The sequence below is a fragment of the Streptomyces sp. NPDC020996 genome, from assembly GCF_040641355.1.
GTDB lineage: Bacteria > Actinomycetota > Actinomycetes > Streptomycetales > Streptomycetaceae > Streptomyces.
This window is the reverse complement of sequence record NZ_JBFADM010000080.1, coordinates 4,282-25,370: the sequence shown is the minus strand read 5'-3', so window position 1 is coordinate 25,370 and position 21,089 is coordinate 4,282. Positions and strand designations below refer to the sequence as shown.

The 21,089-nt window shown below is 71.8% G+C and carries 19 protein-coding genes; 10 read left to right on the top strand and 9 right to left on the bottom strand.

Features of this window, described 5'->3' with window-relative positions; all coding sequences use genetic code 11:
* Positions 1 to 8: 8 nt before the first annotated feature.
* Together AB0G63_RS35000 and AB0G63_RS34995 are read left to right on the top strand one after the other, a co-directional pair.
* Positions 9 to 1,682 (top strand): LCP family protein, encoded by a 1,674-nt coding sequence (locus AB0G63_RS35000; RefSeq protein WP_360758744.1) that lies wholly within the window; start codon positions 9 to 11, stop codon positions 1,680 to 1,682.
* A gap of 542 nt (positions 1,683 to 2,224) precedes the next feature.
* A complete protein-coding gene (locus AB0G63_RS34995) occupies positions 2,225 to 3,682 on the top strand; it encodes an LCP family protein (RefSeq protein ID WP_360758757.1) in 1,458 nt (485 codons plus the stop codon).
* A gap of 99 nt (positions 3,683 to 3,781) precedes the next feature.
* Here the strand turns inward: AB0G63_RS34995 and AB0G63_RS34990 are convergent, their stop codons facing one another.
* The gene (locus AB0G63_RS34990; RefSeq protein WP_360758743.1) at positions 3,782 to 4,810 is read right to left on the bottom strand and encodes a glycosyltransferase family 2 protein; all 1,029 of its coding nucleotides are present in this window, start codon (positions 4,808 to 4,810) and stop codon (positions 3,782 to 3,784) included.
* Between the two features lie 116 nt (positions 4,811 to 4,926).
* Between AB0G63_RS34990 and AB0G63_RS34985 the strand changes: the two genes are divergently transcribed.
* A complete protein-coding gene (locus tag AB0G63_RS34985) occupies positions 4,927 to 6,408 on the top strand; it encodes an LCP family protein (protein ID WP_360758741.1) in 1,482 nt (493 codons plus the stop codon).
* A 48-nt stretch (positions 6,409 to 6,456) separates the two neighbouring features.
* On the opposite strand, the gene AB0G63_RS34980 is transcribed toward AB0G63_RS34985, so the two are convergent.
* The gene (locus AB0G63_RS34980) at positions 6,457 to 7,014 is read right to left on the bottom strand and encodes an acyl-CoA thioesterase (protein ID WP_360758739.1); all 558 of its coding nucleotides are present in this window, start codon (positions 7,012 to 7,014) and stop codon (positions 6,457 to 6,459) included.
* 119 nt (positions 7,015 to 7,133) lie between these two features.
* Between AB0G63_RS34980 and AB0G63_RS34975 the strand changes: the two genes are divergently transcribed.
* On the top strand, positions 7,134 to 8,417 hold the full coding sequence (locus AB0G63_RS34975; RefSeq protein WP_360758737.1) for an LCP family protein: 1,284 nt from the start codon (positions 7,134 to 7,136) through the stop codon (positions 8,415 to 8,417).
* The gene (locus tag AB0G63_RS34970; RefSeq protein WP_360758735.1) at positions 8,410 to 9,036 is read left to right on the top strand and encodes an HAD-IA family hydrolase; all 627 of its coding nucleotides are present in this window, start codon (positions 8,410 to 8,412) and stop codon (positions 9,034 to 9,036) included. The genes AB0G63_RS34975 and AB0G63_RS34970 overlap by 8 nt, the downstream gene beginning before the upstream one ends.
* 32 nt (positions 9,037 to 9,068) lie before the next feature.
* Here AB0G63_RS34970 and AB0G63_RS34965 read toward each other — a convergent pair whose 3' ends face one another.
* Entirely contained in the window at positions 9,069 to 9,431 is a 363-nt protein-coding gene (locus AB0G63_RS34965; RefSeq protein ID WP_360758733.1) for a four-helix bundle copper-binding protein, read from the bottom strand.
* 321 nt (positions 9,432 to 9,752) lie between these two features.
* Here AB0G63_RS34965 and AB0G63_RS34960 point away from each other — a divergent pair, with 321 nt between their 5' ends.
* Positions 9,753 to 11,519, top strand: coding sequence for a M28 family peptidase (locus tag AB0G63_RS34960; RefSeq protein WP_360758731.1), 1,767 nt, complete (start codon positions 9,753 to 9,755; stop codon positions 11,517 to 11,519).
* A gap of 69 nt (positions 11,520 to 11,588) precedes the next feature.
* On the opposite strand, the gene AB0G63_RS34955 is transcribed toward AB0G63_RS34960, so the two are convergent.
* Positions 11,589 to 12,746, bottom strand: coding sequence for an acyl-CoA dehydrogenase family protein (locus AB0G63_RS34955; RefSeq protein ID WP_360758730.1), 1,158 nt, complete (start codon positions 12,744 to 12,746; stop codon positions 11,589 to 11,591).
* Positions 12,747 to 12,935: 189 nt separating this feature from the next.
* Here AB0G63_RS34955 and AB0G63_RS34950 point away from each other — a divergent pair, with 189 nt between their 5' ends.
* On the top strand, positions 12,936 to 14,279 hold the full coding sequence (locus AB0G63_RS34950) for a UDP-glucose/GDP-mannose dehydrogenase family protein (RefSeq protein ID WP_360758728.1): 1,344 nt from the start codon (positions 12,936 to 12,938) through the stop codon (positions 14,277 to 14,279).
* A gap of 110 nt (positions 14,280 to 14,389) precedes the next feature.
* Here the strand turns inward: AB0G63_RS34950 and AB0G63_RS34945 are convergent, their stop codons facing one another.
* Positions 14,390 to 14,890 (bottom strand): CGNR zinc finger domain-containing protein, encoded by a 501-nt coding sequence (locus AB0G63_RS34945; RefSeq protein WP_360758726.1) that lies wholly within the window; start codon positions 14,888 to 14,890, stop codon positions 14,390 to 14,392.
* Positions 14,891 to 15,017: 127 nt separating this feature from the next.
* On the opposite strand from AB0G63_RS34945, the gene AB0G63_RS34940 reads away from it, so the two are divergent.
* Both AB0G63_RS34940 and AB0G63_RS34935 read left to right on the top strand, forming a co-directional pair.
* Entirely contained in the window at positions 15,018 to 15,377 is a 360-nt protein-coding gene (locus AB0G63_RS34940) for a VOC family protein (RefSeq protein WP_360758724.1), read from the top strand.
* A 20-nt stretch (positions 15,378 to 15,397) separates the two neighbouring features.
* The gene (locus tag AB0G63_RS34935) at positions 15,398 to 15,781 is read left to right on the top strand and encodes a VOC family protein (RefSeq protein WP_360758755.1); all 384 of its coding nucleotides are present in this window, start codon (positions 15,398 to 15,400) and stop codon (positions 15,779 to 15,781) included.
* A gap of 176 nt (positions 15,782 to 15,957) precedes the next feature.
* Here AB0G63_RS34935 and AB0G63_RS34930 read toward each other — a convergent pair whose 3' ends face one another.
* The 4 genes from AB0G63_RS34930 to AB0G63_RS34915 all read right to left on the bottom strand — a co-directional run bounded on the left by AB0G63_RS34930 (position 15,958) and on the right by AB0G63_RS34915 (position 20,168).
* Entirely contained in the window at positions 15,958 to 17,187 is a 1,230-nt protein-coding gene (locus AB0G63_RS34930; RefSeq protein WP_360758722.1) for a dipeptidase, read from the bottom strand.
* Positions 17,188 to 17,317: 130 nt separating this feature from the next.
* Positions 17,318 to 18,502, bottom strand: a complete 1,185-nt coding sequence (locus AB0G63_RS34925) for a dipeptidase (RefSeq protein ID WP_360758754.1) — start codon at positions 18,500 to 18,502, stop codon at positions 17,318 to 17,320.
* 5 nt (positions 18,503 to 18,507) lie between these two features.
* Entirely contained in the window at positions 18,508 to 19,032 is a 525-nt protein-coding gene (purE, locus tag AB0G63_RS34920) for a 5-(carboxyamino)imidazole ribonucleotide mutase (RefSeq protein WP_360758720.1), read from the bottom strand.
* Positions 19,029 to 20,168 (bottom strand): 5-(carboxyamino)imidazole ribonucleotide synthase, encoded by a 1,140-nt coding sequence (locus AB0G63_RS34915; protein ID WP_360758718.1) that lies wholly within the window; start codon positions 20,166 to 20,168, stop codon positions 19,029 to 19,031. The genes purE and AB0G63_RS34915 overlap by 4 nt, the downstream gene beginning before the upstream one ends.
* A 208-nt stretch (positions 20,169 to 20,376) precedes the next feature.
* Between AB0G63_RS34915 and AB0G63_RS34910 the strand changes: the two genes are divergently transcribed.
* A complete protein-coding gene (locus AB0G63_RS34910; RefSeq protein ID WP_360758716.1) occupies positions 20,377 to 20,895 on the top strand; it encodes a GtrA family protein in 519 nt (172 codons plus the stop codon).
* The last annotated feature ends 194 nt before the right edge of the window (positions 20,896 to 21,089 follow it).

Here is a 21,089-nt window from a genome sequence, read left to right as displayed (position 1 = left end):
GCGGGGGAATGACGCAGAGCGGTGTGCGTGGGGAGGGGACGCGAGGGGGCGTTCCGCGGGCTTCGGACGGCCGGGGGGACACCCGGGAGGGGAGCACGCGGGAGGCGGACGGCTCCGGCAGATCCGGCAGCTCCGATGCGGGGGCCACGGGGCGCGGTGGACGCCGCCGGGGCGCGCCGAAGCAGGGGCGGCGGGCGCTGAGATGGTCGGCGACCACTCTGGCGGTGCTGATACTCGGCACGGCCGGCGCCGGATACCTGTACTACCAGCACCTCAACGACAACCTCCACAAGGGCCAGCGCAGCAGCGGCGACTCCAGGGCGCACAAGCCCGGGGCCAACGCGGCCGGGCAGACCCCGCTCAACATCCTGCTGATCGGCTCGGACAGCCGTAACTCCGACGAGAACGTGAAACTGGGCGGCGCCAAGTACGACCGCGGCAGCCCGCCGCTGGGCGACGTGCAGATGCTCATCCACCTGTCCGCGGACCGCAAGAGCGCCGCGATGGTGAGCATCCCGCGCGACACCCGCGTCGACATCCCCAGGTGCACCGATCCCGACAGCGGCAAGGTGTACCCGGCGGTCACCGACATCATCAACACCTCGCTGGCCCGCGGCGGCGCCGGCTGCACGCTGGCCACCTGGGAGAACCTCACCGGGGTCTACATCGACCACTGGATGACGATCGACTTCGCGGGCGTGGTGCGGATGGCCGACGCCGTCGGCGGCGTCGACGTGTGCGTGAACCAGAACGTGTGGGACCACCCGACGGCCGCGGTGCCCGGCGGGTCCGGTCTGAAGCTGACGGCCGGCACCCACAAGGTCAAGGGCAAGCAGGCCCTGCAGTGGCTGCGCACCCGGCACGCCTGGGGCAGCGACCTGATGCGGGCCCGCGCCCAGCACATGTACCTGAACTCGATGATCCGCAAGCTCAAGGACCAGAACGTCTTCACCGACACCGGCCGGCTGACCGACCTCGCCGAGGCGGCCACCAAGTCCCTGTCGGTCTCCGAGGAGATCGGCACCGTCAAGAAGCTCTACGACCTGGGCGCGCAGCTGAAGTCGGTGCCCACGGACCGCATCACCTCGGTGACGATGCCGAACGTCCCCGACCCGGGCAACGCCGACCACGTCGTGCCGGACGGCGCGAGCGCCGAGCAGCTGTGGCGGATGCTGCGCGACGACGTGCCCCTCGACGACAAGGGCAAGGCGTCGGACTCGAAGAACAAGACCTCGAAGGACAAGCCCACCAAGGCCCCTTCGGTGCCCGACGCCGAGATCGGCGTCACGGTGCAGAACGCCACCGGGACCGCCACGCTCGGCCCGGTCTCCGGGCGCGCGGGCGTGATCGCCCAGGAGCTGGTGGGCAAGGGGTTCACGCAGGCGTCCAAGGACGCCACGGCGGGCCTGTCCGAGGACCGGACGGTGGTGCGCTACCCGAGCGTCGACCTGGAGGGCGACGCCCAGCGGGTCGCCACGTCGCTGGGGATCCCGCTGAGTTCGGTGAAGCGGTCTACCGACGTCTCCCGGGTCACGGTCGTGATCGGCGCCGACTGGCGCACGGGCACCGCGTATCCCAAGCAGTCCACGCCCGAGGCGGGCGACCTGCCCAAGGGCACCGACGCCATCAACGGCTCGGACAAGAGCCCCTGCATGGACGTGTACGCGCCCTACCGCTGGTAGCAGCGCAACCTCACGGGCCCGTCGTGTGTCTCCAGGACGTACGGCGGACCCGTGCCGTGGCGTTCTGGCGTGCCCGATCGGGCTGAAAGCAGGGGAAATCGGTGCAGAAGACGTGTGCGACGACGCGTGCTCGCGTCGAGGCCGGTACGCACGGGGATCCGGCCTTCGCCCGGTGACCCACAGCGAACTCCTAACCGGCTGCAGAATGATGAGGCGCGCTCACGTCCGAGAGCCCCGGGCAGTCCCACGACCCATGGTGGAAACGAGGCCCGCACACGCTCCCGACCGAGCGGTCTCGGTGATCCACGTCGCGATGCCGGCGCAGGGGTGGAAAGGACAGGGAGTTGACGCGTAGCAGTGTGCGCGGAGAGGTCGCCGCGGTCGAGGACACCATGTCCCTCACGCCGCGGGACCAGGACCAGGAACAGGACCAGCAACAGGACACGCCGGCCGGGCACGGCCGGGGTGGCGACGGGCGGCGCGAAAAAGGCCCCGACGGTGACCGGCCGCGCCGCAGACGGCGCGTCCTGCGCTGGTCGGCGATGGTCCTGGCGGTGGTGATACTGGGCACCGCGGGTGCCGGGTACCTCTACTACCGGCATCTCAACGGCAACATCAAGAAGGACGACCTCAACATCGGCGACGCGAAGGACAGGGCGGCGAAGCCCAAGGCCAACGCGGCCGGGCAGACCCCGCTGAACATCCTGCTGATCGGCTCGGACGCGCGGAACAGCAAGGAGAACCAGAAGCTCGGCGGCGCCAAGGACACCTACAACACCGCCCCGCGCGCGGACGTCCAGATGCTGCTGCACGTGTCGGCGGACCGCACCAACATGTCGGTCGTGAGCATGCCCCGCGACACGCTCCTCGACATCCCCGAGTGCACCGACCCCGACAGCGGCAAGGTCTACGGGGCGCTCACGCAGGCGATGACGAACGACTCGCTGGGCCGTGGCGGGCCCGGCTGCACGGTCGCCACCTGGGAGAAGCTCACCGACATACACATCGACCACTTCATGATGATCGACTTCGCGGGCGTGGTGTCGATGGCGGACGCGATCGGCGGCGTGCCGGTGTGCGTGGACGCCAACATCTACTCCCACACCTCCACCGGCCACGGTTCGGGCCTGAAGCTGGAGAAGGGCACGACGTACATCAAGGGCGAGCAGGCCCTGCAGTGGCTGCGCACCCGGTACGGCTTCGAGGACAACACCGACATCGCCCGCGCCCGGGCCCAGCACCAGTACATGAACGCGATGGTCCGCCAGCTGCGCGAGAACGCCACGCTCAGCAGCCCGAACAAGCTGCGCAAGCTCGCCGAGACGGCCACCGAGGCGCTGACCGTCGACGACGGCCTCGGCACGGTGGCCAAGCTGTACGACCTGAGCAAGGAGCTCAAGAAGGTCCCCACCAAGCGCATCACCATGACGACGATGCCGTGGCAGTACTCGGCGAACGACAGCGGCCGGGTGGTGCCCAGGCCCGGTGACGCGGCGAAGCTGTTCCGGCTGGTCCGCGAGGACATCGCGCTCGACGGCAAGGACAAGAAGAAGTCGGCGAAGGACAAGAAGTCCTCGGACCCGGCCGCGGCGGACGACGAGATCGCGGTGCAGGTGCGGAACGGCACCCGTACCGACATCGAGGCGCCGGTCGCCGGGCGGGCGTCCGACATCGCGCGGCTGCTGGTGGGCAAGGGCTTCACACAGGCGGCGGCGGACGCCTCGGCCGGCGCCGGCGAGGACACGACGGTGATCCGCTACCCGAGCGCGGACCTGGAGGGCGACGCCCAGCGGGTGGCCGAGGCGCTGGGCGTCCCGTTGTCGTCGGTGGAGAAGTCGACGGACGTGTCCGGGGTCACCCTGGTCGTCGGCGCGGACTGGCGCTCGGGCACGAAGTACACCGCCGAGCAGGAGGACGACTCGATCCCGGACTCGGCGCAGGCCATCAACGGGTCCGACAAGAAGCAGTGCATGCACGTCAACCCGGACTACACCTGGTAGTCCGGGTTGACCGCCGAGCGGTCCGCGGTGCTCGGCCGGAGACCGGGCACCGCGAGGCGCCGCGCCCGGCCGGAGACCGGGCACCGCGAGGCGCCGCCGTCAGTCGGCGGCGAGCACCGCGGGACGCCGGGAGGCGATGACCCTCTTCGCCAGTGACTTGGGGCTGGTCAGGAAGCCCCACCCCCACGACATGTGCATCGTCGCGAGGGCCACGGGTATCCGCACCCGCGCCTTCAGCGGCAGCCCCTTGCCGGCCGGTACGGACCCGAGCAGGATCGCCGCGAGGTAGCCGCCGGGGACGACGAAGCCCCAGGGGGTCAGGACCGCCCCGGTCACCAGGCCCGCCGCCATCGCCAGGACCGCCGTGGGCGGGGCGAGATAGCGCAGGTTGATGGAGCCCTCGTGGTACCGGGCGACGACGTGCCGCCAACGCCCGTAGTCCTTGTACTGCTTGGCCAGCGCCCTGACGCTCGGCCGCGGCCGGTAGGACACCTTCAGCTCCGGCGAGAACCAGATCAGCCCGCCGGCCTCCCGGATGCGGAAGTTCAGCTCCCAGTCCTGGGCGCGGATGAACTCCTCGTTGTAGCCGCCCTGTTGCTCCAGCGCCTCGCGCCGGAAGACGCCCAGGTAGACGGTCTCGGCCGGGCCTGCCTGGCCGCCCGTGTGGAAGGCGGCGTTGCCGACGCCTATCTTCGACGTCATCGCGGCGGCGACCGCGTGCTCCCAGTCGTTCTCGCCCTCGGCGTGCATGATGCCGCCGACGTTCATCGCGCCGGTCTCCTCCAGCAGCCGCACGGCCGTCGCGATGTAGTCCGGCGAGAGCATGCCGTGCCCGTCGACGCGGACGACGACCGGGTGGCGGGACGCCTTGATCGCGGCGTTCAGGGCGGCCGGCGTGCGGCCGGTGGGGTTCGGGACGGTGTGGACGCGCGGGTCCTCGCGGACGAGCTCGGCGGCGATCTCGTCCGTGCGGTCCGTGGACGGACCGAGGGCGATCACGACCTCCATCTCGCCGGCGTACTCCTGCGCGAGGATCGCTTGGACGGCTCCGCGCAGATGCCGCTCCTCGTTGAGGACGGGCATGATCACAGAAACGGCGGGCAGCCGCACGTCGGGGTTGGCGTTCATCGCCCGTTACGTTACCGCGAACGGGGGACACGGTTGCGCGCCGCCGCGGGCGGAAGATCGTATCGGCCTACGGTGCTCATACATCCCACGTACGGCCGCCGCCCGGAGGTGTCCCCATGCCCACGCCGCCTCGGTCCGCCGCCCCGGTCCGCCCGCAGCGCCGCCCGCAGCCGCCGCTCCCGCGTCCGCCGCGGCGCCCCCCGCGGTCGCGCGCACCGCTTCCGCCCGTACGGCGGAAGAAGCCGCGCTGGACCATGCGGGCGGCGACGACGCTGTCCGTCGTCGTGCTCGCCTCCGCCGGCATCGGACACGCGATGGTCACCAGCCTCGACCAGGACATCGCCCGGGTCGACCCCTTCAAGGACATGAAGAACCGTCCGCCGGCCGGTCACGGCATGAACGTCCTGCTGGTCGGCACCGACGGGCGCGACCGGATCACCGAGCAGGAGCGGCGCCGGTACCACCTGGGCGGCGCCCCCTGTCACTGCACCGACACGCTGATGATCGTGCACATCTCGGAGGACCGGGAGCGGGCCAGTGTGGTGAGCCTGCCGCGCGACTCCTACGCCGAGCTGCCCTCCGCCGGGGGGCGTCCCCCGCGCCCGATCAAGATCAACGCGGCGTACGCGGAGGGCGGTCCGAACCTGACCGTGCGCACGGTCGAGCGGATGACGCGCGTGAAGATCGACCACTACCTGGAGGTCGACTTCACCAGCTTCATGAAGACGGTGGACGTGGTGGGCGGGGTGAAGATCTGCACCGCCGGGCCGCTGAAGGACTCCTACACCGGCCTGGACCTGCCCGCCGGCACGCACACCCTGGGGGGCGGCCAGGCGCTGCAGTACGTCCGCTCGCGGCACGTCGACGGCGCCTCCGACCTCGGCCGGATGAAGCGCCAGCAGCGGTTCCTGGCGGCGCTGGTGGACCGGGCCACCTCCTCCGGGGTGCTGCTGAACCCGATGAAGTTCCGGGACGTGACCCGGGCGGTGCTGGGCTCGGTGCGGGCCGACAAGGGCTTCGGCACCGACGAACTGCTGGAGCTCGGCCGGGCCATGCGCGGCTTCTCCCCCGCCTCCTCGGAGTTCACGACCGTGCCCATCGGCCGGATGGGATACCTCGTCAAGGGCTACGGCTCGACCCTGAAGTGGGACACCGCCAAGGCCGACGCACTCTTCGCCCGGCTGCGCGACGACCGGCCGCTCACCGTGCACCGGCCGCCCAGCCGGGCGGTGCGGGTGGAGGTGGCCCCGCAGCAGATCCGCGTCCAGGTGGAGAACGGCACCGGCACGGCGGGCCTGGGCCGGCGCGTCGACGCGGCGCTGGCGCGGACGGGGTTCCGGACCACCGGGGCGCCGGCCAACGCGGCCGAGCGCTCGCTGCGGCGGACGGTCGTCGCCTTCGACCCCCGCTGGGACCGCTCCGCCCGGTCGCTGGCGGCAGCCCTGCCCGGCAGCCGGCTGCGCCCGACGAAGGGCCTCGGTGCGACCCTGAAGGTCATCGCGGGCGCAGACGCGCACGAGGTCCGCGAGGTCCGCGGCGAGGACGCCCCGCAGCGGCAGGGCGCGGTGGTGACGGGCGACGAGGTGGTGTGCCCGTGACCGGGGGCCGCCCGTCCCGCCGCCGGGCATCCATTCCGTTCGGAGCTCTTACTCCGTGAAGCCCTCCGCCGTGCGCTTCTCGCGGAGTTGCAGGATGGCGCGGCGCCTGGCCAGGCGGTGGGTGCGGCGGATCTGGGCCTCCTGGTAGCGGCGCCGGTCCCGGTCCGTCTCCGGCAGCACCGGCGGTACGCGGCGCGGTGTGCCGTCGGCGTCGACGGCGGCGAAGACGAGGTAGGCCGAACCGACGTGGGTCGGCGGGGCGGACTCGTTCCAGCGCTCGGCCAGCACCCGCACGCCGACCTCCATCGAGGTCCGGCCGGTCCAGTTGACCTGTGCCTTCACATGGACGAGGTCGCCGACGCGCACCGGCTCGAGGAACGCCATCTCGTCCATGGACGCGGTGACGGCGGGCCCGCCGCTGTGCCGGCCGGCTACGGCGCCGGCCGCGTCGTCGACCAGTTTCATGATCACACCGCCGTGCACCGTGCCCAGGAGGTTGGTGTCGTTGTGGGTCATGATGTGGCTCAGGGTGGTACGGGAAGCGGAGGTCGGCTTACCCGGTATGTCCTGGTTGTTCGCTTCCGGGGCGGTGGCCTGATCTGTCATGGCCTCCACCTTATGCCGCGGTGCCATCCGCGGACTTTGTGTCGGGTTGGCAACAGCGGGGCCCTGATTTTCCGACGACCCTTGTAAGGACCAGTGCCCCGCCCTGCACACTTGGGCCCATGAACGATTGGCCCGAGGGATGGTCCGACGAGAACCGCGGCGACCGGTACGGTCGCGGCAGCGCGAGCGCACAGCCCGAGAGCGCCCGTGTGATGCGGCAGGTCCGCCGTACCGCCTCGGGCCCGTACCAGGGCTCCGGCCCCGCCTCCCCGCCCTACGGCGGGGTGCCGCAGCAGCCGACGTACATCGACGGCCAGGGATACGGCGGCGCCCAGGGCGGTGGCCATGACGGCGGCGGTTACGACAGCGGCTACAACACCGGCCACGTCTACGGCGGGCCGGGCGGTCCCGGCGGCGGGCGGCCCCGCCCGGACTGGCGCCGCCGTATCAAGTGGACGGCGGTCACCCTCTCCGTGGTGCTGGTGGCGACCACCGTCGGCACCTACTTCTGGGCCGACTCCAAGCTCAACCGCGAGGTCGACCTGTCCAAGGTCATCGACCGCCCCGAGGCCGGCAAGGGCACCAACTACCTCATCGTCGGCTCCGACAGCCGCGCCGGGCTGTCCGACGAGGACAAGAAGAAGCTGCACACCGGCTCCGCGGAGGGCAAGCGGACCGACTCGATGATGATCCTGCACGTCGGCGACAACGGCGACACGCTCATCTCGCTGCCGCGCGACTCCAACGTCACGATCCCGACGTTCCGCGGGTCCGAGTCCGGCAAGATCAAGGGCCCGCTGGGCGCCAACAAGCTGAACGCGGCCTACGCGTTCGACGGCCCGACGCTCCTCGTGCGCACGATCGAGTACAACACCGGCCTGCACATCGACCACTACGTGGAGATCGGCTTCGCCGGCTTCGCGAACATCGTGGACGCCGTCGGCGGCGTGACGATAGACATCGACAAGGGCTTCAAGGACAAGTACTCCGGCGCCGACTTCGCGGCCGGCAAGCAGACGCTGAACGGCGAGCAGGCCCTGGCCTTCGTGCGGACCCGGCACGCCTTCGCCACCTCCGACCTGCAGCGCACCAAGAACCAGCAGAAGTTCCTGTCGGCGCTGGCCCACCAGGTGGCGACCCCCTCGACGGTCCTGAACCCCTTCAAGCTCTACCCGACGATGGGCGCGGGCCTGGACTCCCTCATCGTCGACAAGGACATGGGCCTGTGGGACCTGGCGTCCATGTTCTGGGCGATGAAGGGCGTCAGCGGCGGCGACGGCACCTCGATGAACATGCCGATATCCGGTTCGGTCGGCGGCAACCTCGTCTGGGACAAGGCCAAGGTGAAGACGCTCGTGAACCAACTGAACAACGACGAGAAGGTCACGGTCTCGAGTGAGTGACCTGCCAGGCAGAGCACCGTTCGACGCGGTGCTCTGCGACGTCGACAACGTGATCCGGTCCTACGACTCCTCCGCGCTGCACGCCCTGGAGCGCGCCGCCGGACTGGCCGAGGGCACCACCATGAAGGTGGCCTTCGCGCCGGAGACCGTGCAGCCGGTGCTGCTGGGCCACACCGATCTGCAGGAGTGGGCGCGGTCGATCGCCGAGGGCCTGACGGGACTGGCGCCCGAGGCGACGGCGTGGGAGCTGGGCACGGCCCTGCTGGAGTCGCCGTTCGCGGCCGACGCGGCCGTGGTGTCGCTGCTGCGCCGGGCGCGCACCCGTGTGCCGCTGGTGCTGGTCAGCAACGCGACGCTCCGACTGGAGGACGACCTGGCCACCCTGGGGCTGACCGACCTCGCGGACCACGTCGTCAACAGCGCCCGCGTCGGACTGGCCAAGCCGGACCCGCGCATCTACCGCCTGGCCGCCTCCCTGGCCGGCGTCCGTCCCGGCCGCTGCCTGTTCGTGGACGACGACGAGCAGAACGCGGCGACGGCCGCCGCGGTCGGCATGCACTCGCTCCACTTCCGCGAACCGGCGGACCTGGAACGGGCGCTGGAGCCGCTGTTCGGGTGACGCCGATCCGCGGACGCGTGGTCGCGCGGTCGTCACATGGTGGCGCCCGCCATCGTCCGGCACATCTGCGCGCAGCGGCGGCACGCCTCGGCGCAGCGCGTCATCTGGGCGTCGTCCGGCATGGACATACACGCCTCGGCGCACATGTCGCACGCCTTGGCGCACAACGCGCACATCTCGGCCGCCATGGGCGAACGGCGCATCATCATGTCGGCGCACATGCGGGTCATCTCCGAGCAGTCGATCAGCGCCCGCATGATCTGCATCTGGGCCTGGCCGCCCATCTGCATGCAGGAGCTCATCGTCTCCTCGCACACGCTGTGGCAGGCCATGCAGGCCTCGACGCAGTCCTGCATCTCCTTGCTCATGGCGCCGGCGGTTCCGGGCTGGTTCATGGCTCCTCCTGGAGGACGAAGGGACCCCGGACGGGTCCCGTGCCTCTCTGTCCTACGCCCGCCGAACGCGACACGCCACCGGGCGGACCCCAACATTCCGCACCGCAAACGCACACAGCACCCGAACCGGGCGTTCACCGCCCAGAAACGACACCGCACACCCCGGGTGATCCGACAGAACTCCCAGCCTGGGGCTTGGCGTTTCGCTTGACATGTGCATGCTTGTAAGACGCTCACCACGAGCCGACTCCGCATCGGGCGGGAGGCGGGGCACCACCACGCCCCGCCTCCCGCTTCCTGCCACCTCACAAAGGACACACGGTGCTTCGAAGACTCTCCCCGACCGGCCTGTCCCTGACCGGCCTCCTGCTGGCCGCCGCACTGGGCCTCGCCGCGCTCCCCGCGAGTGCCGCGCCGGCCCCCGAGGGCCACCGCGCCGCGACGCTCTCGGCCCCGGCCGCCCTCGCCGCGACCGCCCCCGACATCGACGTGACCAAGGTCCAGGCGCACCTGACCGAACTGAACGCCATAGCCGACCGCAACGGCGGCACCCGCAAGTCGTCCGGACAGGGCTACCGCGACTCGGTCGCCTATGTGAAGGGCAAGCTCCAGGCGGCCGGTTACACCGTCACCGAGCAGGCCTGCACCTCCGGCTGCGCGAGCGGCGCCGGACCCAACCTGATCGCCGAGTGGCCCCAGGGCGACTCGTCGAAGGTGTACATGTTCGGCTCGCACCTGGACGGCGTCTCCGCCGGACCCGGCATCAACGACAACGGCTCCGGCAGCGCGACCCTCCTGGAGGTCGCGCTGAAGCTCGCCGAGACGAACCCGACGATGGCGGCGCGCGTCCGCTTCGGCTGGTGGACGGACGAGGAGCAGGGCCTCAACGGCTCGGCCTTCTACGTCCGTTCGCTGACCTCCGCGCAGCGCTCGGCGATCAAGGCGTACTACAACTTCGACATGGTCGCCTCGCCCAACGGCGGCTACTTCATCAACCACATCACGTCGACCGCCGCCGCGCCGATGAAGGCGTACTGGGACTCGCTGAACCTCCAGCCCGAGGAGAACACCGAGGGGGCGGGCCGCAGCGACGACTACTCCTTCGAGAACTACGGCGTCCCCACGTCCGGTTACGCCATGGGCGCGAGCGCCCGCAAGACCTCGGCGCAGGCGGCCAAGTGGGGCGGCACGGCGGGCGCCGCGTACGACAGCTGCTACCACTCCTCCTGCGACACCACCGCCAACATCAACGTCACCGGGCTGAACCGCAGCGCCGACGGCGTCGCCTACACGCTGTGGGCGCAGGCCGTCTCGGGCACCGCCCCCACGAACGACTTCTCGATCGCGGCGAGCCCCGCCTCCGGCAGCGCGGCCCCGGGCGCCTCGCTGACCACCACCGTCTCCACGGCCACCACCGGCGGCTCCGCGCAGACGGTGAACCTGTCCGCCTCGGGCGCCCCGTCCGGTGTCACCGTCTCCTTCAGCCCGGCCTCGGTGACCTCCGGCGCCTCGTCCACCGCGACGATCGGCGTCGGCTCCTCCGTGGCGCCCGGCACGTACGCCATCACCCTCACCGGCACCGGCACCACCACGCACACCGCGCAGTACACGCTGACCGTCAACGGCGCGGGCGGCTGCACCGTCTCCCAGGTGATCTCCAACGGCGGCTTCGAGAACGGCACTTCGCCGTGGACCGGGAGCACCGGCGCGATCGGTTCGTTCAGCGGCCAGTCCGCGCACTCCGGCACCCGCTACGCCTGGCTGGCCGGCTACGGCTACGCCGCCACCGACACCGTCAACCAGACCGTGACCGTCCCGGCGGGCTGCACCAAGGCGACCCTGAAGTACTGGCTGCACATCGACACCGCCGAGTCCGGCACGACGGCGTACGACACCTTCAAGGTCCAGGTCGACGGGACCACCAAGCAGACGTACTCCAACGCCGACGCGGCCACCGGCTACACCGAGCGCACCCTCGACCTGAGCCAGTACCTCGGCCGGCAGATCACGCTCACCTTCACGGCGACGGAGGACTCCAGCCTCCAGACCGGCTTCGTCATCGACGACACCACCCTGACGACCGGCTGACCACCGCTCCGGGCACGACACAGCCCCCGGCGCGATGCCGGGGGCTGTACCGCGACCGTGCGGGGGCCGCTAGGGAAGGTTGCGGGCCATGACGATGCGCTGGACCTGGTTCGTGCCCTCGTAGATCTGCGTGATCTTGGCGTCGCGCATCATGCGCTCGACCGGGTAGTCGCGGGTGTAGCCGTAGCCGCCGAGGAGCTGGACGGCGTCCGTGGTGACCTCCATGGCGACGTCCGAGGCGAAGCACTTGGCCGCGGCGCCCAGGTAGGTCAGGTCGGCGTCGCCGCGTTCGGAGGCGGCCGCGGCCTGGTAGGTCAGGGCGCGGGCGGCCGAGATCTTCATGGCCATGTCGGCGAGCATGAACTGGATGCCCTGGAAGTCGCCGATCGGCTTGCCGAACTGCTTGCGCTCCTGGACGTAGCCCTTGGCGTAGTCGAGGGCGCCCTGGGCGATGCCGAGGGCCTGGGCGGCGATGGTGATGCGGGTGTGGTCGAGGGTCTTCATCGCCGTGGCGAAGCCGGTGCCCTCCTCGCCGATCATGCGGTCGGCGGGGATGCGCACGTTGTCGAGGTAGACCTCGCGGGTCGGCGAGCCCTTGATGCCGAGCTTCTTCTCCGGAGCGCCGAAGGAGACGCCCTCGTCGGACTTCTCGACGACGAACGCCGAGATGCCCTTGGAGCGCTTTGCGGGGTCGGTGACCGCCATCACCGTGTAGAACTCGGAGACGCCCGCGTTGGTGATCCAGCGCTTGACGCCGTTGAGGACCCAGTGGTCGCCGTCGCGGACCGCCTTGGTCTTCATGCCGGCCGCGTCGGAGCCGGCGTCCGGCTCGGAGAGGCAGTACGAGAAGCCTCCCTGGCCCTTGGCGAGCGCGGTCAGGTACGTCTTCTTCAGCTCTTCGGAGCCGGAGAGCAGGACGGGCAGTGAGCCGAGCTTGTTCACCGCGGGGATGAGGGAGGAGGACGCGCAGACGCGGGCCACCTCCTCGATCACGATGACCGTGGCGAGGGCGTCGGCGCCCGCGCCGCCGTACTCCTCGGGCACGTGCACGGCGTGCAGGTCGTTCGCCACCAGGGCCTCGAGGGCCTCCTGCGGGAAGCGGGCCTCCTCGTCCACCGCGGCGGCGTACGGCGCGATCTTCGCCTCGGCCAGCGAGCGGACGGCGTCGCGGAGCATGTCGTGCTCCTCGGACGGGCGGTACAGGTCGAAGTCAGCCGATCCGGCCAAGGTGTCTCACGCTCCAAAGACGCTGCGTTGCCGACGCTAATTACCGTTAAGTAACACAAATTTTAGGGGTCCGCGGACGTCAGGGGTACGTGAGCTTGGCGACAGCGGGAAAACTGGCCGCCGCCTCCCCCGACTATGCTCAGGCCCGGATCACCGCCGTCCCACCGCCGTCGCCTTCTGGAGCACCCCATGGCCCTCAAGATCACTGTGATCGGTACCGGCTATCTCGGCGCCACGCACGCCGCGGCCATGGCCGAGCTGGGGTTCGAGGTGCTGGGGCTGGACGTCGACGCCGAGAAGATCGCGATGCTCCAGCGCGGCGAGACCCCGATGTACGAGCCGGGCCTGGAGGAGCTGCTGAAGCAGCACGTGGCCGGTTTCGAGGGTTCCTCGGGGCGGCTGCGGTTCACCCAGGACTGGGCCGAGCTCGGCGCGTTCGGCGACGTGCACTTCGTGTGCGTCAACACCCCGCAGCGGCACGGCGAGTACGCGGCCGACATGGCGTACGTCGAGGCCGCGTTCGCCTCCCTCGCCCCGCATCTGAGCGGCCCCGCCCTGGTGGTCGGCAAGTCCACCGTGCCGGTGGGCTCCGCCGACCGGCTCGCCGCCTACCTCGCCGAGCACGCGCCCGCCGGGGAGGACGCCGAGCTGGCGTGGAACCCGGAGTTCCTGCGCGAGGGGTTCGCGGTGCAGGACACGCTGCGTCCCGACCGGATCGTGGCCGGGGTGCGCAGCGAGCGGGCGGAGCGGCTGCTGCGCGAGGTGTACGCGACGCCGATCGCCGAGGGCACGCCGTTCGTCGTCACCGACTTCCCCACCGCGGAGCTGGTGAAGACCTCCGCCAACTCCTTCCTCGCCACCAAGATCTCCTTCATCAACGCCATGGCCGAGGTGTGCGAGGCCGCGGACGGCGACGTGGCCAAGCTCGCCGAGGCGATCGGCTACGACGACCGGATCGGCAGGAAGTTCCTGCGGGCCGGGATCGGGTTCGGCGGCGGGTGCCTGCCGAAGGACATCCGGGCGTTCATGGCGCGGGCCGGTGAGCTCGGCGCCGACCAGGCGCTGACGTTCCTGCGCGAGATCGACTCCATCAACATGCGCCAGCGCGGGCGGATGGTGGAACTGACGCGGCAGGAGCTCGGCGGCGGCCCGTTCCTGGGCAAGCGGGTCGCGGTGCTCGGCGCCACCTTCAAGCCCGACTCGGACGACGTGCGGGACTCCCCCGCGCTGAACGTCGCCGGGCAGATCCACCTGCAGGGCGGCCAGGTGACGGTGTACGACCCGAAGGGCATGGACAACGCCCGCCGGCTCTTCCCGACGCTGGGGTACGCCGACAGTGCGCTGCAGGCCGTGCGGGGCGCCGACGTGGTGCTGCACCTGACGGAGTGGCGGGAGTTCCGGGAGCTGGACCCGGCGGAGCTGGGCGAGGTGGCGGCGGCGCGGCTGATCCTCGACGGGCGCAACGCGCTCGACCCGGCGCTGTGGCGCAAGGCCGGCTGGACGTACCGCGCGATGGGCCGGCCCACCGCGTAACGAGCGGGAGACGGACGCCGGTTCGGCCGAGGCTCAGTCGGCCGAACCGGCGTCCTGCTGCATTCTGCACCACCGGCCCCTCCCCCGGCCGGGGAACGGCCCGGCGGGCCCTACTTGGCCCGGTACCGGCGCATCTTCGCGCGGGCCCCGCACGACTGCATCGAGCACCAGCGCCCACGCCCCGCGGGGCTGCGGTCGTAGTACGCCCAGTGGCAGTCCTCGGCCTCGCACGCCTTCAGCCGCTGCCAGGTGCCCGCGACCAGGGCCTCGGCGACGGCGGCGGCGACGCGGGAGAGCAGACAGGCGCCGTCGACGGGGGCGAGGGCGGCCGCGCCGTCGGCGGCGTCGACCGTCACGCGCAGCGGGGCCGACGCGAGCAGGTCGCCCAGGGGCGCGACCGGGGCGTGCGGCGGGTGGCCCGCGTGGGCGAGCAGCGCGGCCCGCAGCGACTCGCGCAGTTCGCGCGCCGCGGGGACGTCGTCCTCGGTGAGCGAGAAGCGCGCGCGGCCCTCCGCCGTGTCGAGCGCGTCGGCGCCCGGCCGGATGTCCAGCGTGTTCACCAGGGACTCGACCAGGGCGAGGCTCCCCGGGGCAGCCGATCTCGCACTCATGCCTGCACGCTACCTCCCGGTAAACCGCTTGCGAGGTTACCCCTTATGCGGCAGCATGCAGTAACGGTTACCGGTTACCCCGGATTGCGGGTAACACCGCTGGTGACAACGTCTCTAGGAGGAAGCCATGGCTCTCGCCGAACTCGGCGCCGTCGTACTGGACTGCCCGGACCCCCGTGCCCTCGCCGGTTTCTACGCCGAGGTGCTGGGCGGCACCGTGGAGGGCGACGGCGACTGGGTGGACCTGAGGACGCCCGGCGGTCAGACGCTGGCCTTCCAGGCCGCGCCCGGGCACGTGGCGCCCGAGTGGCCCGCGCCGGACCGTTCGCAGCAGCTCCACCTCGACCTGAGCGTCCCGGACCTGGACGCCGCCGAGAAGGGCGTGCTGGCGCTCGGCGCGAAGGTGCTGGACGCCGGGGACGGCTCGCGGAGCTACCGGGTTTACGCGGACCCGGCCGGGCACCCGTTCTGCCTCTGCGCCTGCTGACCGGGAGGACCCCTGTGACCGTGGCACGCTTCCGCTCCGTCGTCCTCGACTGCCCCGACCCGCGCGCACTCGCCCGGTTCTACGCGGGCGTGGCGGGCGGCACGCCCGTGGAGGAGGACCCCGACTGGGTCGTCCTCCAGGTTCCCGGCGGGCCGCGGCTGGCCTTCCAGCGGGCGGAGGGGTACGCCGCGCCGCAGTGGCCGCGCGCGGACCGCGACTCCCAGCAGTTCCACCTCGACTTCGACGCCGGATCGACGTGGGAGGAGATCGACGCGGCCCACGAGCGGGTGCTGTCGCTGGGGGCGCGCCCACTGGACCTGGAGGACCGGGAGAAGAAGGACTTCCAGGTGTACGCCGATCCGGCCGGGCATCCGTTCTGCCTCTGCCGGATCGAGCACTCCTGAGCCCGGCCGTCAGCGGCGTCCGGTCCGGCGCCTGCGTCTGTGCGTCCGCCGGCCGGTCCGGGGCCTGATGTGCGTCTGTGCGGCTGTCGGCCGGTCCGATGCCTGCGTCTGTGCGGCTGTCGGCCGGTCCGTCGCCTGCGTCGATGCGGCCGCCGGCCGTCCCGGTCCGGCGGGCGTCAGCCGTCCAGTTCGCCGATCGTCGCCGTCGACGGCTCGCGGCGCTGCTGGGCGGCGCGGGCGGTGAAGTCGGCGCTGCGCAGCAGGCGCTGGACGTTGCCCCAGGTGAGCAGGGCGATGTCGGTCTCCGGCCAGTCGCGGCGCAGCAGCTCCGCGATCAGGTGCGGGTAGCAGGAGGCGTCGCCGAGCTCCTGCGGGTGGGCGGTGCCCGCGTCGTACGTGCCGGACAGGGCGACGCAGGCCGGTCCGGCGACCGCGCGGACGTGGTCGAGGTGATCGGCGACGTCCCGGACGCTCGGGCCGGTCTGCTCGGCCGTCAGCGGCACCATGCACACCCCCTCGGCCGCGCCCAGCTCGGCCAGCAGGTCGTCGGTGAGGTTGGCCGGGTGGGGGCGCAGGGAGCGGGCGGCGGAGCGGGTGAACACCACGGGCGCCTTGGAGACGACGAGGGCGCGGCGCACGGTCTCCGGGGAGGCGCCGGAGAGGTCGGCGAGGACGCCGAGCCGGTTCATCTCCCGCACCACCTCCTCGCCGAACCGGGTCAGCCCGGCCTCGCTCGCCCACGACGCGCCGGACAGGGTCAGCACGCGCAGGCCCAGGGAGTGCAGGGCGCGCAGGATGCCGAGGGAGTCGCCGAGGCCGGCGGCGCCGGCCGGGCCGGGCACGACGGCGACCCGGCCGCACAGGCGGGCGTCGGTGAGCTGACCGGCGGTGCGGGCCAGCCGCAGGCCCTGGGGGTGCGCTCGCGTGACGTTCTCGATCAGGTCCAGCTGCTCCAGGGTCGCGCCGATCGCGCGGTCCCCGGTCAGCCCGTCGGGCAGGTGCAGCGACCAGAACAGCGCGCCGACGTGGCCCTCGCGCATCCGGGGCACGTCCGTGTCGACGGCGCTCTCGCCGGCCTCCAGGTCGTACCAGGGCAGGTGCCGCAGTGCCCAGGGCAGGCCGCTGTAGCCGTCGGCGACGGGGTGCTCGGCGAGCAGGGCGTGGGCCCGCTCCAGGGGATCCGTCGCGGCCACCCCGCCGCCCGGCCCACGCTCGCCGTCCTCGCCACCCTCCGCCCCGCCCGCGCCGTCGTACGCCTCGTCCTCACCCGCGCCGTCGTACGCCTCGCCGTCGCCGTCGTACGGCGCGTCCTGGGCGTCGTAGGGCTCCGCGGGGAACGGCCCGGGCAGATCGCCGAGCCGTCCGACCTCTGTCCTGGTGTGCAGTTGGGGCTGGAGGTCTGCCATGGCGGTCTCCGTACGTGATCGGTGTCCGTACGGTCACCGTCCCACGGCACCCGCGGGGCTTCCTGGTGGGCGGTGCGTTCGGGGGTACCGCGCGGGCCGCGCGGTACCCGGCCGGGTCAGGCCGCGGCGATCAGCCGTCGAGCTGGTCGATGGTGGCGTGGGACGGCGGGCGGGTCGCCCGGAGGTCACGGGCCACGTCCTCCGCCGCGCCCAGCACCCGCACCGCGTTCTGCCAGGTCAGCTTGGCCAGGTCGGCCGTGGACCAGCCGCGGTCGAGCAGTTCGGCCAGCAGGTTGGGGTAGCAGGAGACGTCGCCGAGGCCGTCCGGGGTGAAGGCCGTGCCGTCGTAGTCGCCGCCGATGCCCAGGTGGTCGACGCCCGCGACCTCGCGCATGTGGTCGAGGTGGTCGGCGACCGTCGCGACCGTGGCGACCGGGCGCGGGTTGCGCTCCTCGAAGGCCCGGTGCAGCCGCATCGCCTCGGCACCGGTGTCCAGATGGTGCAGGCCGTGCGCGCGCAGGTTCTCGTCGGCCGCGGCCGTCCAGTCCACGGCCGCCTGGAGCACGAACTTCGGCACGAACGTCACCATCGCCACCCCGCCGTTGGCCGGGAGGCGTTCGAGGACGTCGTCGGGGATGTTGCGGGGGTGGTCGCACACCGCGCGGGAGGAGGAGTGGGAGAAGATCACCGGGGCGGAGGTGGCGTCGAGCGCGTCCCGCATGGTCGTGGCGGCCACGTGGGAGAGGTCGACCAGCATGCCGAGGCGGTTCATCTCCCGGACGACCTCGCGGCCGAACGCCGACAGGCCGCCGACGCCGGGCTCGTCCGTCGCGGAGTCCGCCCAGTCCACGTTGTCGTTGTGGGTGAGCGTCAGGTAGCGCACGCCCAGCTCGTACAGGCCGCGCAGGGTGCCCAGGGAGTTCGCGATGGAGTGGCCGCCCTCGGCGCCCATCAGGGAGGCGATGCGGCCCTCGCCGCGCGCGGACTCCATGTCGGCCGCCGTCAGCGCGGGCGCCAGGTCCTTCGGATGCCGCGCCAGCAGCCGCCGTACGCAGTCGATCTGCTCCAGCGTGGCCGGCACCGGGTCGGGCAGGTCCGACGGCACGTACACCGACCAGTACTGGGCGCCGACGCCGCCCTCGCGCAGCCGCGGGATGTCGGTGTGCAGGGCGGCGTCCTGGCGGACGGCGACGTCGAGGGCGTCGAGGTCGTAGCGGGCCTTCTCGCGCAGCGCCCAGGGCAGGTCGTTGTGGCCGTCGACGACCGGGAACTCGCCCAGCAGGGACCGGGCCCGCGGCAGCGAGGGCGAGGTCATCGCGCTCACTTCCCGAAGCCGAAGCCGTTGCCGCCGCCCTCGACCTTGGCGCGCAGGCGCTTGCCCTTCTCGGTGGCCTGGTCGTTCAGCTCCTGCTGGAAGTCCCGCATGCGGGAGAGCAGGTCCTCGTCGTGCGCCGCGAGGATGCGGGCCGCCAGCAGGCCGGCGTTGCGGGCGCCGGCGACGGAGACCGTGGCGACCGGAACGCCGGCCGGCATCTGCACGATGGACAGCAGCGAGTCCATGCCGTCGAGGTACTTCAGCGGGACGGGGACGCCGATGACGGGCAGCGGGGTGACGGAGGCGAGCATGCCGGGCAGGTGGGCGGCGCCGCCCGCGCCCGCGATGATCACCTTCAGGCCCCGGTCGGCCGCCTGCTCGCCGTACGCGAGCATCTCGCGCGGCATGCGGTGCGCGGAGACGACGTCGACCTCGTAGTCGATCTCGAACTCGTCCAGGGCCTTGGCGGCGGCCTCCATGACGGGCCAGTCCGAGTCCGACCCCATGACGATGCCTACGACTGGGCTCATTCGGTGATCGTGCCTCTCAGGTAGCCGGCAGCGTGACGGGCGCGCTCCAGCACGTCGTCCAGGTCGTCGCCGTAGGTGTTGACGTGGCCGACCTTGCGGCCGGGCTTCACGTCCTTGCCGTACATGTGGATCTTGAGCTGGGGGTCGCGGGCCATGCAGTGCAGGTACGCGGAGTACATGTCCGGGTAGTCGCCGCCCAGGACGTTGACCATGACCGTCCACTTCGCGCGCGGGCGCGGGTCGCCGAGCGGGAGGTCGAGGACCGCGCGGACGTGGTTGGCGAACTGGGACGTGATCGCGCCGTCCTGCGACCAGTGGCCGGAGTTGTGCGGGCGCATCGCGAGCTCGTTGACCAGGACGCGGCCGTCGCGGGTCTGGAACAGCTCGACGGCGAGATGGCCGACGACGCCCAGCTCCTTGGCGATGGTCAGGGCCATCTGCTCGGCGTGCAGCGCGAGGTCGTCGTCGAGGCCGGGAGCGGGCGCGATCACGGTGTCGCAGACGCCGTTCACCTGCCGGGACTCCACGACCGGGTAGGCGACGGCCTGGCCGTGCGGGGAGCGCACCACATTGGCGGCGAGCTCGCGGACGTAGTCGACCTTCTCCTCGGCGAGGACCGGGACGCCCGCGCGGAACGGGTCGGCGGCCTCCTCCTCGGAGTCCACGACCCACACGCCCTTGCCGTCGTAGCCGCCGCGGACGGTCTTCAGGACGACCGGGAAGCCATCGCCCTCCGCCGCGAACGCCGCCACGTCGGCCGGGTCGCTCACGATCCGGTGCCGCGGGCAGGGGATGCCGATCGCGTCGAGCCTGGCGCGCATCACCCCCTTGTCCTGGGCGTGCACGAGCGCGTCGGGACCCGGGCGCACGGGGATGCCGTCCGCCTCCAGGGCCCGCAGGTGCTCGGTGGGCACGTGCTCGTGGTCGAAGGTGATCACGTCGCACCCGCGCGCGAACTCGCGCAGCGTGTCGAGGTCGCGGTAGTCGCCGACGACGACATCGCCGACGACCTGCGCCGCGGAATCCTGAGGAGTGTCACTGAGGAGCTTGAACCTGATGCCCAACGGGATGCCCGCCTCGTGTGTCATACGAGCGAGCTGGCCCCCGCCGACCATGCCGACTACCGGGAACGTCACGCCCCTAGGGTATCGGCCGCGCAGCGGTGGGCGGTTTCCGGCCGTTCCCCGCCCCCTCGCGGGCCCCCGCCACCGGCTCTTTTCCGGTTCTTTCCGCAGCTCTTGCGTACTTCTTCCGCAGCCGAGGGCACATCCGCGGGCAATCCCCCAGGGGGGTGGTTAGCATGGCCGGGTCGACCTAACCGACCCGACGGGAGCCTTCACGACCATGGAACCTGGTTCCTCCGGGCTGCGAAGGCTCACCCACGAGATCGCCAGATTCGGCGCCGTCGGCGCGCTCGGCACCATCGTGAACTTCGGTGTCTCCAACCTGCTGTGGCACCTCACCAGCCTGCAGGCCGTGCGCGCCAACGTGATCGCGACGGTCGTCGCCATCGCCTGCAACTACGTGGGTTTCCGCTACTTCACCTACCGGGACCGCGACAAGAGCGCCCGCACCCGGGAGCTGACGCTGTTCCTGGCGTTCAGCGTGGTGGGCCTGGTCATCGAGAACGGCATCCTGTACGCGGCGATCTACGGCTTCGGCTGGGACAGCTCCCTGCAGCGCAACGTCTTCAAGGTCGTCGGCATCGGCATCGCGACCCTGTTCCGCTTCTGGTCGTACCGCACCTGGGTGTTCCGCACGCTGCCGGCCGTGGAGGCCGCCGTGGCGGACGCGGAGTCGCTGCTGGGACGGGCGGAGGGAACGGCCGCGCGACGGTCGAAGGCCGGACAGCGCGCGAACTGACCGGCGGTCGGCTGAGCCGGACGAGCGGCGCACCAGCCGGACGGGGAGTCACCGCACCGTCTCGCGCGGGCTGACCGGCGGCGCATGAGCCGGACCGCGGCGCGCGAGCCGGACCGGCAGTGCGCAAGCCGGACGGCGGCACATGAGCCGGACGGCGGCGCACGAGCCGGACCGGCAGTGCGCAAGCCGGACCG

What these genes read in the sequence shown, in the direction of transcription:
- AB0G63_RS34945 (WP_360758726.1), bottom strand. Translation starts at nt 14,890, where the DNA reads ATGAGTGCGAGATCGGCTGCCCCGGGGAGCCTCGCCCTGGTCGAGTCC.
- AB0G63_RS34950 (WP_360758728.1), top strand. Translation starts at nt 12,936, where the DNA reads ATGGCCCTCAAGATCACTGTGATCGGTACCGGCTATCTCGGCGCCACG.
- AB0G63_RS34995 (WP_360758757.1), top strand. Translation starts at nt 2,225, where the DNA reads ATGGTCCTGGCGGTGGTGATACTGGGCACCGCGGGTGCCGGGTACCTC.
- AB0G63_RS34980 (WP_360758739.1), bottom strand. Translation starts at nt 7,014, where the DNA reads ATGACAGATCAGGCCACCGCCCCGGAAGCGAACAACCAGGACATACCG.
- AB0G63_RS34910 (WP_360758716.1), top strand. Translation starts at nt 20,377, where the DNA reads ATGGAACCTGGTTCCTCCGGGCTGCGAAGGCTCACCCACGAGATCGCC.
- AB0G63_RS34990 (WP_360758743.1), bottom strand. Translation starts at nt 4,810, where the DNA reads ATGAACGCCAACCCCGACGTGCGGCTGCCCGCCGTTTCTGTGATCATG.
- AB0G63_RS34925 (WP_360758754.1), bottom strand. Translation starts at nt 18,502, where the DNA reads ATGACCTCGCCCTCGCTGCCGCGGGCCCGGTCCCTGCTGGGCGAGTTC.
- AB0G63_RS34985 (WP_360758741.1), top strand. Translation starts at nt 4,927, where the DNA reads ATGCCCACGCCGCCTCGGTCCGCCGCCCCGGTCCGCCCGCAGCGCCGC.
- AB0G63_RS34975 (WP_360758737.1), top strand. Translation starts at nt 7,134, where the DNA reads ATGAACGATTGGCCCGAGGGATGGTCCGACGAGAACCGCGGCGACCGG.
- AB0G63_RS34930 (WP_360758722.1), bottom strand. Translation starts at nt 17,187, where the DNA reads ATGGCAGACCTCCAGCCCCAACTGCACACCAGGACAGAGGTCGGACGG.
- AB0G63_RS34965 (WP_360758733.1), bottom strand. Translation starts at nt 9,431, where the DNA reads ATGAACCAGCCCGGAACCGCCGGCGCCATGAGCAAGGAGATGCAGGAC.
- purE (WP_360758720.1), bottom strand. Translation starts at nt 19,032, where the DNA reads ATGAGCCCAGTCGTAGGCATCGTCATGGGGTCGGACTCGGACTGGCCC.
- AB0G63_RS34940 (WP_360758724.1), top strand. Translation starts at nt 15,018, where the DNA reads ATGGCTCTCGCCGAACTCGGCGCCGTCGTACTGGACTGCCCGGACCCC.
- AB0G63_RS35000 (WP_360758744.1), top strand. Translation starts at nt 9, where the DNA reads ATGACGCAGAGCGGTGTGCGTGGGGAGGGGACGCGAGGGGGCGTTCCG.